Annotated in this window: 15 protein-coding genes; 3 read left to right on the top strand and 12 right to left on the bottom strand. The window is 51.8% G+C overall.

Annotation, left to right across the window (positions count from 1 at the left end; genetic code table 11):
- Complete coding sequence (gene cobO / locus PsAD37_RS19150) at window positions 1-630, top strand: cob(I)yrinic acid a,c-diamide adenosyltransferase (RefSeq protein ID WP_063297505.1); 630 nt, start codon at window positions 1-3, stop codon at window positions 628-630.
- Between the two features lie 42 nt (window positions 631-672).
- Window positions 673-2,115: a cobyric acid synthase gene (locus tag PsAD37_RS19145; protein WP_063297504.1), complete on the top strand. Its 1,443-nt coding sequence runs from the start codon at window positions 673-675 to the stop codon at window positions 2,113-2,115.
- Here the strand turns inward: PsAD37_RS19145 and cbiB are convergent.
- The 4 genes from cbiB to PsAD37_RS19125 all read right to left on the bottom strand — a co-directional run bounded on the left by cbiB (window position 2,108) and on the right by PsAD37_RS19125 (window position 6,294).
- Window positions 2,108-3,076: an adenosylcobinamide-phosphate synthase CbiB gene (cbiB, locus tag PsAD37_RS19140; RefSeq protein WP_063297503.1), complete on the bottom strand. Its 969-nt coding sequence runs from the start codon at window positions 3,074-3,076 to the stop codon at window positions 2,108-2,110. The genes PsAD37_RS19145 and cbiB overlap by 8 nt on opposite strands.
- Entirely contained in the window at window positions 3,063-4,085 is a 1,023-nt protein-coding gene (gene cobD / locus PsAD37_RS19135; protein ID WP_063297502.1) for a threonine-phosphate decarboxylase CobD, read from the bottom strand. The genes cbiB and cobD overlap by 14 nt, the downstream gene beginning before the upstream one ends.
- 85 nt (window positions 4,086-4,170) lie before the next feature.
- Window positions 4,171-5,340, bottom strand: a complete 1,170-nt coding sequence (locus PsAD37_RS19130) for an alkane 1-monooxygenase (RefSeq protein ID WP_063297501.1) — start codon at window positions 5,338-5,340, stop codon at window positions 4,171-4,173.
- 114 nt (window positions 5,341-5,454) lie between these two features.
- On the bottom strand, window positions 5,455-6,294 hold the full coding sequence (locus tag PsAD37_RS19125) for a hypothetical protein (RefSeq protein WP_063297500.1): 840 nt from the start codon (window positions 6,292-6,294) through the stop codon (window positions 5,455-5,457).
- Window positions 6,295-6,474: 180 nt separating this feature from the next.
- Here PsAD37_RS19125 and PsAD37_RS19120 point away from each other — a divergent pair, with 180 nt between their 5' ends.
- Window positions 6,475-7,458, top strand: coding sequence for a phytanoyl-CoA dioxygenase family protein (locus PsAD37_RS19120; protein ID WP_084407960.1), 984 nt, complete (start codon window positions 6,475-6,477; stop codon window positions 7,456-7,458).
- A 193-nt stretch (window positions 7,459-7,651) separates the two neighbouring features.
- Here the strand turns inward: PsAD37_RS19120 and PsAD37_RS19115 are convergent, their stop codons facing one another.
- The 8 genes from PsAD37_RS19115 to PsAD37_RS19080 form a co-directional block, all read right to left on the bottom strand.
- On the bottom strand, window positions 7,652-8,653 hold the full coding sequence (locus PsAD37_RS19115) for a site-specific integrase (RefSeq protein WP_193778304.1): 1,002 nt from the start codon (window positions 8,651-8,653) through the stop codon (window positions 7,652-7,654).
- Between the two features lie 101 nt (window positions 8,654-8,754).
- Window positions 8,755-9,009 (bottom strand): hypothetical protein, encoded by a 255-nt coding sequence (locus tag PsAD37_RS19110; protein WP_063297497.1) that lies wholly within the window; start codon window positions 9,007-9,009, stop codon window positions 8,755-8,757.
- 284 nt (window positions 9,010-9,293) lie between these two features.
- A complete protein-coding gene (locus tag PsAD37_RS19105; protein ID WP_063297496.1) occupies window positions 9,294-9,497 on the bottom strand; it encodes a hypothetical protein in 204 nt (67 codons plus the stop codon).
- A 35-nt stretch (window positions 9,498-9,532) separates the two neighbouring features.
- Entirely contained in the window at window positions 9,533-9,901 is a 369-nt protein-coding gene (locus tag PsAD37_RS19100; protein ID WP_063297495.1) for a hypothetical protein, read from the bottom strand.
- Window positions 9,889-10,326 carry a hypothetical protein gene (locus PsAD37_RS19095; RefSeq protein WP_063297494.1) on the bottom strand — a complete coding sequence of 146 codons (438 nt, stop codon included), beginning with the start codon at window positions 10,324-10,326 and terminating at the stop codon, window positions 9,889-9,891. The genes PsAD37_RS19100 and PsAD37_RS19095 overlap by 13 nt, the downstream gene beginning before the upstream one ends.
- 13 nt (window positions 10,327-10,339) lie before the next feature.
- Window positions 10,340-10,606: a hypothetical protein gene (locus tag PsAD37_RS19090; protein ID WP_063297493.1), complete on the bottom strand. Its 267-nt coding sequence runs from the start codon at window positions 10,604-10,606 to the stop codon at window positions 10,340-10,342.
- Window positions 10,607-10,720: 114 nt separating this feature from the next.
- Window positions 10,721-11,209: a hypothetical protein gene (locus tag PsAD37_RS19085; RefSeq protein WP_063297492.1), complete on the bottom strand. Its 489-nt coding sequence runs from the start codon at window positions 11,207-11,209 to the stop codon at window positions 10,721-10,723.
- Window positions 11,206-12,276, bottom strand: a complete 1,071-nt coding sequence (locus PsAD37_RS19080) for a DNA cytosine methyltransferase (protein WP_084407958.1) — start codon at window positions 12,274-12,276, stop codon at window positions 11,206-11,208. The genes PsAD37_RS19085 and PsAD37_RS19080 overlap by 4 nt, the downstream gene beginning before the upstream one ends.
- Window positions 12,277-12,442: the final 166 nt, after the last annotated feature.

Here is a 12,442-nt window from a genome sequence, read left to right as displayed (position 1 = left end):
ATGGTTACCAAGGCTGACATGAGTGAAGAAGATCTGGACGCACGCCACGCTGAAAAGATGCGTAAGAAGAAGGCTGCGCGCGATAAGATCATGGCGACTAAAACTATCGAGAAGGGGTTGCTGATCGTCCATACCGGCAAGGGGAAAGGCAAATCCACCGCTGGTTTCGGCATGATCTTCCGCAGTCTTGGGCATGGTCACAAGGTAGCTGTTGTTCAGTTCGTGAAAGGCCGCCTGGAAACCGGCGAACGCATGGCTCTTGATCGTTTCTCCGATCTCGTCACCATCAAACGCATGGGCGAAGGCTTTACATGGGAAACTCAGGATCGCCAGCGAGATATCACAGCTGCACACGCTGCCTGGGATGCGGCAAAGGAACTGATCAGTTCTCGTGAACATAAGATGATTTTGCTGGATGAGCTGAACATCGTGCTGCGTTATGAATACATTCCGCTTGAGGATGTCGTGTCCTTCCTTCGTGATGAAAAACCTGATGATGTTCATGTGGTTATCACGGGCCGCAATGCAAAAGACGAGCTGATTGAGATTGCGGATCTTGTGACTGAGATGGGCCAGATCAAGCATCCGTTCCGCTCTGGCGTGAAACCGCAGGAAGGCATTGAGTTTTAAGTTGTGACGTCCTCCGTTTCGCAGAAAAGAAAACCAGCTCTGATGATACAGGGCACAGGTTCCAACGTTGGGAAGAGTGTGCTGGTCGCCGGACTGGCACGCGCTTTCACGCGCCGAGGTCTTTCCGTTCAGCCATTCAAGCCGCAGAACATGTCCAACAATGCTGCTGTTACCGCTGATGGTGGCGAGATCGGGCGAGCTCAGGCCTTGCAGGCGCGCGGTGCAAAGGTTGCGTTGAGTGTGCATATGAATCCTGTACTGCTGAAGCCTGAAAGTGATAGCGGATCTCAGGTGATTGTGCAGGGCAAACGGTTTGGTACGTTGCGCGGGGCGGAGTTTGGTCGGCAAAAAGGCACGCTTATCCAGTACGTTATGGAGAGTTTTGCTGAAGTTGAGTCAATGGCTGATCTGGTTCTCGTTGAGGGAGCCGGCTCGCCGGCTGAGATCAACCTGCGCTCCGGTGACATTGCCAATATGGGCTTTGCCGAGGCAGCAGATGTTCCGGTGGTGTTGTGTGGTGATATTGATCGCGGCGGCGTCATTGCCTCGCTGGTCGGTACACATGCTGTGCTGGAGAGTGGTGAAGTAAACCGCATAAAGTCGTTTTTGATCAATAAGTTTAGGGGCGAACCCTCACTGTTTGATAGAGGTGTAACGGCTATTGAGGACAAAACCGGATGGCCCTGCAATGGCGTGGTGCCGTGGTTTGCGCAGGTGATGGACCTGCCTGCGGAAGATGCGCTGGACCTTTCTGAGAGCACCAGTCGCGGTAAGTTGAAGGTTGTGGTTCCCGTCATCAGCCGAATTGCGAATTTTGACGATCTGGACCCACTGCGCATGGAAGCTGAAGTTTCGTTGGAGTTTGTGCTCCCGGGGGAGGTGCTGCCAGCTGATGCGGATGTGGTTTTGCTGCCGGGGACCAAGTCCACCATCGGTGATCTTGCCTTCTTCCGCGCTCAGGGGTGGGACATTGATCTTTACAGCCATGTCCGCCGTGGTGGGCAAGTGCTTGGGATTTGTGGTGGCTACCAGATGCTTGGCAAAACTATCGCGGATCCTGAAGGCATTGAAGGTGATGCTGGCACCGTTGACGGGCTTGGTTTGCTGGATGTTGAAACGGTTTTGACAGCCCATAAGGAAACAACTGAGAAGACCGGGGTGCATGTCCCGAGTGGTGAGAGTGTCACAGGTTATGAGATCCATGTGGGGCGGACGTCTGGCCCGGATTGTGAGCGTCCCTTTGTTGACCTTGGAGACCATGTGGATGGGGCAATCTCGAAAAATAGTCAGATTTCAGGGTGTTATATGCATGGCATCTTTGGTTCAGATGCGTTTCGCGCAGCATTTCTGAAAGGGTTCGGGGCTGTTTCTCAATTGGGATACGAGCATCGTGTGGAACGGGCGCTGGATGCGCTGGCTGATCATCTGGAGCAACATCTTGATCTGGATGCGCTTTGGGAAATTGCTCAAAGCCGTATTAAATAGCTAAGGTTGCTGCGATCAGGAGCGCTAGGAGGGCGCTGGAAATTGCCATCAGTTTCAGTGCACCATCAATATCATCTGCATCCGCTATTTTGCGGCCTTTTGCGTTCATGAAGGGATCTTCAACACGGTATTCAGCGTACTGGCGTGGGCCTGCTAGAGCTACACCGAGCGCCCCTGCCATGGCAGCCTCGGGCCAGCCTGCGTTGGGTGAACGGTGTTTTTTTGCTTCCCTGAGAATGGTGGAAAGTGCTGTTTTATAAGCTCTGCCGGAAAAGAGTGCTGCGAGCACGATCAGCAGGCCGGACAGGCGAGAGGCTGGTAGATTGATCAAGTCGTCAAATCGTGCTGAAGCCCAACCAAAGTCTTCATAGGTTTCGTTTTTATGGCCGATCATGCTGTCAGCTGTGTTGACGGCTTTGTAAATGAACAGCCCAGGTAGACCGAACACGGCAAACCAGAAGATGGGCGCGACCACACCATCTGAAAAGTTCTCCGAGCATGATTCAATGGCTGCTCTGCTGACGCCAGCTTCATCCAGATACTCAGGATTACGGCCAACGATCATGGAGACTTGTTTGCGGGCCTCGGTAAGGCAGGAGTTTCGCAGAGCATCGCGTACTCTTGCCACGTGTTGGTAGAGGCTTTTTTGCGCAATCAAGGTCATGCCGACCATTGCTGCCAGAATGTCGCCAAATGGCAGGAAATTGAGCAGATACTGGAGTACCAGTCCAGCAACGCCAGCGCTGCTGATCAACAAGGCAAGCGTTAGAATACCATTGGTTTTGCGAGCGGAGCGTTCGTATTCCGGTTTGTTGTAGGTGTGATCCATATAGGAGATCACTTTGCCAATCTGAGTGACTGGATGTGGCAGTCTGGACCACAGCCAGTCCGGATCACCAATCACGGCGTCAAGACAAATGGCAAGCAGAACGATCCAGAGCGTGTTTTCAAAGAGCAGCATGGTTTTCGACCGTCTGAACTGCGTTTTTGAATGCTAGCGTGAACCGCTGCCGGGCGGATTTAGATGCAGGCAAACCAAGGCGCAACCAGCTTTCGCTGTAATCGAACACGCGTGTCCAGATTTTCTCTTTCGCCAGTGCTGTGTGGAGCTGGTGAGCAGAAGGATGATCAATCAACAGATAGAGATTGGTGTGGCCTATGACTGATGTACCATGGTCTTGAAATGTCGCTCTGAAGATGGCCATTTCCGTTTTCAAAAACGCACGCATTTCGTCTTGCCAGTTCAGATCCGACAGAGCGGCGCAGCCAACATCCAATGCGGGGCCGGAGACCGCCCAGCTGCCCAACTGGTTCTGTAGTCTCGTCGTGATTGCTGTTGGACCAACAAGAAACCCTAGGCGCAAACCTGCGAGGCCGAAGAATTTGCCGAAGCTGCGCAGGACCAGAATTGGAAGGTTATTAAGCTCAGGAATGATCGAGGTTTCTGGATAAAGATCCATGTAAGCTTCATCAATGATCAGATAGCCGCCGCCTTCTTTCCTCTTAACTGCAAGTTCCAAAAGTTCGGTTTTTGAGAAAAGATGACCATCCGGATTATTTGGGTTCACAAGCAAGAGGTGATCAGTCGCAGCGGTATGGGCTTCTTGAGCGGAAATGCATTGGACAGTCGCACCAGCAGCTCTCCAGCTTTCTTCGTGGGAAGCATAAGTTGGACCGACGATTGCGATTGAAGAACTGGCGCCCAGTAGATGCGGAAGTGCGGTGATGATCGCTTGAGTGCCGGGTGTTGCTGTGATGCCTGAGTGCGGTGCGACCTGATAAGCCTTACGTGCAGCTTCAATCAGCGCGACTTCGGCTCTTTCGCTTGGCAGCTCTGCCAGACCGCGGAACGTGATGTGTTCTGCTGCTGGATGGGCAACAGGACTGATGCCGGTGGAAAGGTCCAGCCAGTCGCTGAGCTCGCCGCCAAACTCAGCAATTGCCTTTGAAAGATCGCCACCATGTTGCATCGGTCTAACCCCGCTTTAAAACTTGATCCTGTTTTAGCGGGGCGACAGTGTGATTGCCATGAAATGCAGTGGCATTCTGCGTGTTTCAACAGATGTTCAGCGCAGAGAATGCAACAGGCTCATACCCATCAACGCGATTGACCTTGTTGATGTCTCCGCCAGCCCATTCCAGAACTTTGGGGTCCATTGTTTTGAACCACAGTGAGGGGATGGCCGCCAGTGCGAAGCAGCCGGGATATCCGCTGGGAAGGCTGGGTAAGTCCGGGAAGTTTCGCAGGGTTTGATAGGGGCGCAGCGGGTTGGCGTGGTGGTCTGAATGGCGCTGCAGGTGGAACGTGCTCAGGTTTGAGAAGATGTGATTGGTGTTCCATGAATGGCGCGGCTGGCAGCGCTCGTATTTGCCATTCTTGCCCTTCTGGCGCAGCAGGCCATAGTGTTCCACATAGTTTGCTTGCGTCAGGCCATACCAAGCAACCACGCTTTGAATCGCCAGTAACAACAGAACCTTCCAGCCAAACAGGGCGGTGCAGATGCCAAAGACAATCAGGGTGATGGCGTAGCCTTGCAAGATATCGTTTTTCGCTGAGAAGTTGCTGTGGCCTTTCTTGTGCAAGCGTTCCTTTTCGTTTTGCCAGCCTCTGACGAACGCGCCGGGGATCTCGCGCCAAGCAAAGGCGTAGATGCTTTCTCCCATGCGGGAGCTGGCGGGATCTTCCGGCGTTGCCACATACACGTGGTGGCCGCGATTGTGCTCAATGCAAAAATGACCGTAGCCGACGACTGCGAGAGCAAACTTGGCCAGTAATTGATCTGTCTTGTTGGTTTTGTGACCGAGCTCATGGGCAAGCATGATGGTGCCGGAGCCGAACAGGCCTTTGCCAAAGGCAAACAGAGCAATCAGCCAGAGAGGCAGGTCGTAGGTGCCGACAAGCCAGACACCGGCAAAAAGGTTGATCCAGGCATATGGTACGAGCCAGCGCACAAGCCGACTGTAATAGGGGTCTTCTGCCATTTGAACCAGCACATCATCGGGCGGATTATACGGGTCTTCGCCAATCAGAGCGTCCAGGCCGGGAATGACGATGAAGAAGTAAACGAGGGGAATGAACAGAGTTGCTGTGACGTGCGTGTAGGCATAAAGCGCGACTGTGATGAGTGTGACGCTGCTGCTGGCATAAGCAATCAGCCAGTAATATCGCTTTGCGTCCCTGAATGTTTTGAGTGTGCCCGTCCCATCCTGCGTTTTGAAAACCATCGCTCCCTCCCAGATGCTTGGTTTACCTAAGGGTAATCTAGCAGCTATTTAGGTCAAGTGAAACTCTGTTGTTTCGGGGTGTTTGTTCTGCATGCAACAACAAAGGGCCGCTCATTAGCCGGGTTCTTTTTCGGTTTCCGGTGCGAGGATGCCTTCCATCGGTAAGGTCTTAACCCATGTTTTGTAACGTTTTTCCAGCTCGTCGTAGTTCTCTTCGCACCCAGTTCTGAAATCGGGGAAACTGGGGCCGCGTGTCCATGCGCCTCGTTCTGATCCCTTCAGCATCCAGCCGTTGCCGGAATGAAGGAAAAGTGTTGTGCTGAGGTTGAGGGCCTTGAACAGTTTGCGCGTAACCACGCCATGCTTTTGCAGTAGAATGTCAAGCTTGATGGCTTTAATTTTCCACGGTGTCAGCTTGATGGGAGAGGGCTTGCCGGCTTCAACAACTGGAATGATTTCAGGAAGTTCCAACCGTTCGATGGGATAAAACTCTTTAAAATTTCCTGCTGGAGACGCACGATCTGGATTGGGGAGTTTGGGCCGGTACCAGCTGACCGTGCTTGGGCTTTTGGAGGATTCGCTCTCAACCTCGATGATCTGTAGAGACAGGATGTTGCAAACCGGTTGAAAATCGAGATTGGAGCCCTTTGGGATCAGGATTGCTCGGCAATCTGGTCCCGGTCTGTCACTCTGATAGGCGGTTTCTGCTGATTGAGAAATGACTTTTGCATTGAGGCGCAACTTGGCCTCGATGCCAACCTGAAAACCATCTTTTGTTCTGACAAGCAGAATATCCCAGTTGCCCCACTCAGGATAAGCGACCCACTCTTCCGGAAGCTTATTGATGAAATGAGTGCACATGTGGCTTTCGGAGGCAAACTCTGCTTTGCGGCGTCTCTTCTTACGGCGCGCAGGAGGTGAGCGTTTGGTTGGTTGATCAAGTGTATCGCTCATGGAAAGTTGCCCTTTAAATCCTCAGTGCTGCAATAGCCTGCCCAATGAGTTTAATTGGCAAATGACTACAGGAATACGTAGAGTGTCTGTTACTGCACAGGTTCTGGCAGATTTTGCCAGAAGAGTAGGGGCTGGTGTGTTGCGAATTTTAAAAGTCCTATCTGGGCACTAGATGCCTTGATGGGGCAAAAGTCATTTAAGAAGAATCCGATTATTGGAAATCGTTGGTTAAATGAGCGTGGGTTTTATCTGAAGCGTGTGGCGTGGGCCGAGAAGATGGCTGATCTGCGTCGTCGTCAGATGGTTCACTTTCTGCCAGATGAAGATAAAGCGTTTTTTCATCGCAATGGTTATGTGGTGAAAGAGAATTTTCTCTCCAATGATGTTTTTGCGCAAATTCAGGATGAGATTGCAACGAAATCGTTTGCAGCAAGCGAAATGCGGCAAGGGAAAACGGTGACACGTTTCATCGGTTTGCCACCTTCGGTGCTGAAAGATTTGCCCGGCCTGAGCAGGGCAGTGCATGATCCGTTTTTGCAAAATGCCATGCGCTATGTGGGGTCATACAATGCGGATCCCATTATGTTTTTGCATGCCGTTTTGTGGGATTTGGACAAGAAGAAGAAAGACCCGCAGACTGATTTTCACATTGATACGTTCCATGCCACATCTAAGGCTTGGCTGTTTTTGCGTGATGTGGATGTTGCCGATGGGCCTTTTCATTATGTGCCGGGGTCTCATCGTTATACACCGGAACGGACTGCCTGGGAGTTTGAGCAGAGCTTGAATGCAGTTCAGCATCCCGATGGTATGCATGCGGCAGGCTCATTTCGTGCAAGCGAGTATGATATCTTAAAGTTGGGGTATGGTGAGTCTATCAGTTTTGATGTGCCTGCAAACTCACTGGTGATTGCTGATACGCATGGGTTCCATCGCCGCGGGATTGCAACACGTCCGGGTGTTCGTATTGGTCTGTTCGCAGATTTGCGCCGTTCGCCTTACTTTCCATGGTCTGGGTTAGACCTGCGCTCGTTGCCGGGCGTGAAGGGGCGGCAGTCAGAGATTTATACTGGCTATCTGAATTTCAGGAGCAAGCTGACAGGTAAACCGAGCCATCATCGGGAGATTGGCCGCGTAAAAGTAGACGCGCCTCCGGTGTTGTAAAGCGTGAGACATGACTGATCGCAAGACGCAATTCTTCTGCGCCTGAGATAGGCAATAACTAACAATATCAATGGGTAGAGGAAAAGTGGAGGCCTCTGCCGGAACGAATTAAAAGTGCTTAATCAATTAGTTATAGGGTAAGTAAGGGATTGGTTGGGGACGTAAAAACAACGACTTAGCTGATGTTGTTCCCTCACTTTTTTAGCAACTTTGAGGAGCCTGTTTGGCTCAGTTTTTTCGTGTTGGCTTTCTTCGTATAAATCTCGGCTGTGCTCAGTTTCTCCCACCCAAACATGCTTAGAAGCTCATGGGCGGTAGCGCCTTGTTCCGCTGCTATTACTGCATCGGCTTTTCGGATTCCATGCGCGGAGCAATGAGGTAAACCTGCTTGGTCGCTCCAACTGCTAAATCGGTTCCCTAGTCCTTTGATGGAATATTGCTTGCCCCACGTTGTTTCAATGAAGGTGTTTTGGCTGTCCATGTCTTTGATAGCTGCTGCAAGTGGTGGGAGTACTGGCATGTCGATTACAGTGGCAGTGTTATTCTCATTCTTCATGGGTGCTATTTTGAAGTGCTGCAGCCCCGTCTCTTGGTCTGTGTATATGTGCTTGGGACCAAGCCTTGATACGTCCGATATGCGCAAACCAGTGAAACGGATGATCGTGTAGCACAGGTGAGCTTTTGTACCAGGCTTGTGATGAGCGGTAAATTGCCCCATCTCATCGTGTGTCCAGGTATGATGTCCGGTTGAACTGGACTTGAATTTTTTTACTCCGTGAGCTGGGTTTAACTCTGCGATTTCTGCCTCGTTGCACGCCCATTCGAATAGAGCGGAAAGAGCCTTCACGCGGTGGTTTGCAGCCTCCGGTGTCCTTACCTTCTGATCACGTAATTTGATGACATGAGCTTTGCTTAAACCTCGGTAGTCCATATCTCGTAAGGCTGACCCTGAGGCGCTCAAGCATGTCTCATCACCAATGGCTGTGAGAGTCCTGCGCTTCTGATCTATGGTCGATTTTGCAAACGTTGGCGCAACTCGGCTGAGATACTCTTCAGCTAGCCAGCCGAAAGTTCCTTGTATTTTCCTAATGGTCTTCTTGGGCTTGCCTTTTGATTGTGGGGCAGGTTGAGACAATCCGAGTTGTGCGCGGGCAATCTCATCTAGATAGGCCTGCGTTCCCGGCTCTTCTCTCAAGCGGATCCGGCGTGACTGACGATCCTTTCGGAAATAGCGGCGAACATTGCCATGCCGGTCACGCTCTGTATGCACACCTTTGAACCTGGTCGTGTTCATCGTTACACAAAGTCCCTCGGTAGGCTGCTGTTTGCTGAATTGGCAGGCTGATTGGAGTAGGGTAGTTCGTCAAATGCTTTATCAAGCTCTCTAATGTCCCAAACCTTTCTTGTGTTCATCAATCGCGGTTCGGGCATGAGTTGCTTTGTGATCATTTCGGCAAACAGCCCTACGCTGACACCGATGTATTGAGCTGCTTCTACTCTGCTGAGCCCGCGCGGTGTAAAGCTCAATTGGCAAGGTTTGCTATTTAACATCTACTCCTCCGATTTTCGTAAGGTTGCTCTCTCAAAACTATTTCATAGCGTGGTCATAGCTGCTGATTACATGCCGGGCATGGGATGCCGCGCTTGCCGTAGGTGACAGTTGGACAATCGACCCAGCCAGAGTCCCAATCGCACCTGCTGCACTCGAAGTGAGCAATCGGGGAACCATCTGGTGCGCTCCCAGCATCAATTACATGAGCCTTAAACTCTCGTGATTTAGGCGGCTTAGGTGGGAAGTCAAAAAGCGTTTCCTGCACGATACTCACCTCCATGGTTTAAGTTGAAATTGCGACTAAGAGTTTTTCAAGCAGGTTTGATGTGCGGTCACGCAGGGCGTCCGGCATGTGTTCATTGACCTGCGCTGCTAGGCCACTGGGAGCATTCGTGGCGATAGCGCTCAGGACCTCTGCCAGGGCTTCGGGTTTGGAAGTCAACTTGATGCCGATGTGAATGGGGTTGACCTCTGTTTCCAGTCTCATTGTTGCTTCCCTCCTGTTGGAGCTTTGTAAGGTTGTTAGCTCTTTGGGAAACCACGTAGCTTGATGCTTCGGACCTTTGGTCCGCGCAGCCACAATGAGTAGCTGAACAAGCCGTTGCGCAGCGCGTGAATGCGGTGTTCAAGCTCTGGGCGAACGAGCCCAACGTTACCTGGCTTCCATTCGCGCAGTTCGCCATTTCCAAGTTCTTCGATATAACCGCCGCGAAGGACTATTCGAATGGCCCATGCCAGATGTGTGTGAAAGCATTCTGCGTTATCCTCTCTTATGAACTTGTGCAGTTGGACCTTGCATCCAAATAAAGAGCCGAGACGCTTGATCATAAGAGTTGGTACTTCTTCAGAAGAGCCTCTCGCTTCATGGTATTTCAACGTCATGCGGAACATTGCTGGCTCCTGCTTTTGTCAACGAGAGAGAAAGGCAGAGGAGCTGTTACAATCCAGAGGTGATACATGTTTGCTCCGTCAACGATCTCTTCCTTGGGTGGATAGACCTCAACAGCGGTGGCCTCGGGTCCGGCAAGTTCATCCTTGATGCGTTGCATCTCAGGCCAGGTGGGGCGGATTCCTGAGAGAGACGTTATTGCAAGATGACGAACACCAGTTGCAAGGGTTCGGTCGAGCACACTGAAGACCTTGTTTTTGTGAGCCTGAGCAAAGTCCGTCGCCCAGCTGCGGCCTATTGAGCCCTTTGGGAATTGGATAAGCTCCCACGCTCCCCACCTTCCAACCTTTCGATTGGTTCTCTCGTGTTTGAGGATCCGGGTTTGCTCATTTTTGGAAAGGCCGGATGCAGATAAGGCATTTGTCATTATGAAGCGTCCCTTACTGCTGTTTGCTGGATTGGTAAGCCAGCACAATTGCGGCGGCATCCCATGCAAGGTTGATTTGCTCAGCGTTTGAAAGGTCTTCAAAAGCTTGCTCGGGGTTTGACCTGACCAGTTGCCAGTACACTCTTGCAGCGGGTTTTAAAGCCTTTGGGTCTAGCTCTTCAATCTGCAGCGCCCCTTTACCGTCGCACCTTTCACAGGGGGTGATCGAAAAGCCCCAATAATCTGTTGTGCCGTATCCATGACAGGAGATGCAGTTCATTCCTCGCCCTCCTGTTGCAGGGAGCTGCCGTATCGCACTGGCTGGTTACCAAGCAAGCAGATGTGCCACATCCTCATCAGGTTCACGTAGCAGATCAGCGGCAGGAAGACTGGGTTATAGGGCATGGTTTACCTCACGCGGTCTGGTGCGGCATGAGGTGGGTTGAGAGAGGTTATTTTCCCTGCAATGATCCTTGATTGCGCCTCGGACACATGGTTCTGAATATTGCGTGTGGATTGCAATTGTGGGCACGGACCAGCCAAGCTTGCTTGCCAGTTCATAAAAGAGCTGCTTGCGCGCTGACATTGCTGCCGGAGTGTTGCAATGTGTCCTGAAGATTGCATCGAGCGATGCTCCGTTTTGCACCTTGACCTTGAGCACAATGTCTTGTGCTTCCAGCGGCAGTTCAAAAAACACGGGGCACATTGCTCTTTGCTTTTCTTCCCGTTTGGGGGCGGGGAAAGCAGAGGGGAGACCTTTGGATGCGGAATAGAGTGCAGCGACATAACGCGCGGAAACACCGTAAATCTGAGCGGTCCGGTTGAGGCTCATGCCGTGGCGAACACGTGCTAAAATGGCTTGGTCAGTGGCAATCATGGTCATGCTGCGACCTCATAAGAAATGAGTTCAGGAAGATTGGCTTCAACAATCGCTTTGGCGACTGGTGGGCAAACGCTGTTGCCACACTTTTTGATCTGCTCTTTTTTTGAGAGAGGCTTGCCCCTGAAATCGAAGTTGATTTTGTAGTCATCGGGAAAGCCTTGCGCCTTGTACAGCTCTGATGGCTCTAGCATTCGCATGCCGATATCAGTGATGGCATAGGGCTCGCCACCAATCTCAACAGCGACAAGGCCAAAGCGGTCTTTGGTTGTCACCGTGCCAATTGGCTCGGCTGCTGAATGACCGACACTGGCGCCATAATAAGCCGTTAGAAAAGCCCGGACCTCTGCGATGTGGTTGCCTCCGGCTGTAACCGCTGGCATGGGCTGATTGAGCGGGTGACCGTGCTTGCAAGTGCCTCGAAAGCTGGTGAGGTGACTGGTTACAAGGCCATAACGGCGCTCGGTTGTCAGTGTGTGTACGGGATGACCCGGCAGGTGCCCACGAACCTCGCCTTCTTGTTTCTGCCCATAATACTTGTGCAGGAAAGCTGCAACCAAGGCAGACTTTCCGCCTCCTTTGGCTGTGATTGTGCCGAGTGGGTCGGAAATCGGTGCACCCTTTGAATTGCCGAACTGTCTATCAACGCAAGGCACAACCAGTGCTCTGCATCCACCCCTTTCGGTTTTGATAGTCGTGAAGGGGCGCGTGAGAGGTTCCAGGCTTCCACCATGGCTCATGTTCAATATGAACGGTTCTTGAGCATCTATGACAAACTTCTTTATGCCTGCCGCGACACGCTTAAGGGTGTTCTTTACAAGGGGTGTCTTTCGGTCGAATATGGATTGGCAGGGAATTGACCAGTCGATGCACTCTGCTGCTGTATGCCAAGGGCGCAGGCCAGATTCCGCAAATCCCTCCTTGCGTGGATCTCCATGTGTGGTCGGCGGCCAAACGATCTTCTTCCGGTCTCGTCGCATGATGACGAAGAGGCGGGTCCGGATAGTGGGGGCCCCATAGTCTGAGGCTCGCAATTTCCGATACTCAATCTTGTAACTGTGAATCGGCATGCAAAATTGACCCGGTTAGGTGGGTTATGAGCGTTTAAGATTGACCCACCTGTTTGTTAGGATCCGTGCATTTAGCGCGGGGCATGAACGGGTGATATTGATGGAAAGTGCAGCCAAGATCCGCCGTCTTGTTTTACGGGATGGTCGAAGTGTCCGGTCGGTCAGT

Source organism: Pseudovibrio sp. Ad37 (assembly GCF_001623075.1).
In the GTDB taxonomy this organism is placed as follows: Bacteria; Pseudomonadota; Alphaproteobacteria; order Rhizobiales; family Stappiaceae; genus Pseudovibrio.
Note: the sequence above shows the minus strand (reverse complement) of the source record. Positions and strands in the feature narration are given on the sequence as shown.

What these genes read in the sequence shown, in the direction of transcription:
- PsAD37_RS19095 (WP_063297494.1), bottom strand. Translation starts at nt 10,326, where the DNA reads ATGACAAATGCCTTATCTGCATCCGGCCTTTCCAAAAATGAGCAAACC.
- PsAD37_RS19100 (WP_063297495.1), bottom strand. Translation starts at nt 9,901, where the DNA reads ATGTTCCGCATGACGTTGAAATACCATGAAGCGAGAGGCTCTTCTGAA.
- PsAD37_RS19080 (WP_084407958.1), bottom strand. Translation starts at nt 12,276, where the DNA reads ATGCCGATTCACAGTTACAAGATTGAGTATCGGAAATTGCGAGCCTCA.
- PsAD37_RS19105 (WP_063297496.1), bottom strand. Translation starts at nt 9,497, where the DNA reads ATGAGACTGGAAACAGAGGTCAACCCCATTCACATCGGCATCAAGTTG.
- PsAD37_RS19120 (WP_084407960.1), top strand. Translation starts at nt 6,475, where the DNA reads ATGGGGCAAAAGTCATTTAAGAAGAATCCGATTATTGGAAATCGTTGG.
- PsAD37_RS19130 (WP_063297501.1), bottom strand. Translation starts at nt 5,340, where the DNA reads ATGGTTTTCAAAACGCAGGATGGGACGGGCACACTCAAAACATTCAGG.
- PsAD37_RS19145 (WP_063297504.1), top strand. Translation starts at nt 673, where the DNA reads ATGATACAGGGCACAGGTTCCAACGTTGGGAAGAGTGTGCTGGTCGCC.
- PsAD37_RS19125 (WP_063297500.1), bottom strand. Translation starts at nt 6,294, where the DNA reads ATGAGCGATACACTTGATCAACCAACCAAACGCTCACCTCCTGCGCGC.
- cobD (WP_063297502.1), bottom strand. Translation starts at nt 4,085, where the DNA reads ATGCAACATGGTGGCGATCTTTCAAAGGCAATTGCTGAGTTTGGCGGC.
- PsAD37_RS19085 (WP_063297492.1), bottom strand. Translation starts at nt 11,209, where the DNA reads ATGACCATGATTGCCACTGACCAAGCCATTTTAGCACGTGTTCGCCAC.
- PsAD37_RS19090 (WP_063297493.1), bottom strand. Translation starts at nt 10,606, where the DNA reads ATGAACTGCATCTCCTGTCATGGATACGGCACAACAGATTATTGGGGC.
- cbiB (WP_063297503.1), bottom strand. Translation starts at nt 3,076, where the DNA reads ATGCTGCTCTTTGAAAACACGCTCTGGATCGTTCTGCTTGCCATTTGT.
- cobO (WP_063297505.1), top strand. Translation starts at nt 1, where the DNA reads ATGGTTACCAAGGCTGACATGAGTGAAGAAGATCTGGACGCACGCCAC.
- PsAD37_RS19110 (WP_063297497.1), bottom strand. Translation starts at nt 9,009, where the DNA reads ATGTTAAATAGCAAACCTTGCCAATTGAGCTTTACACCGCGCGGGCTC.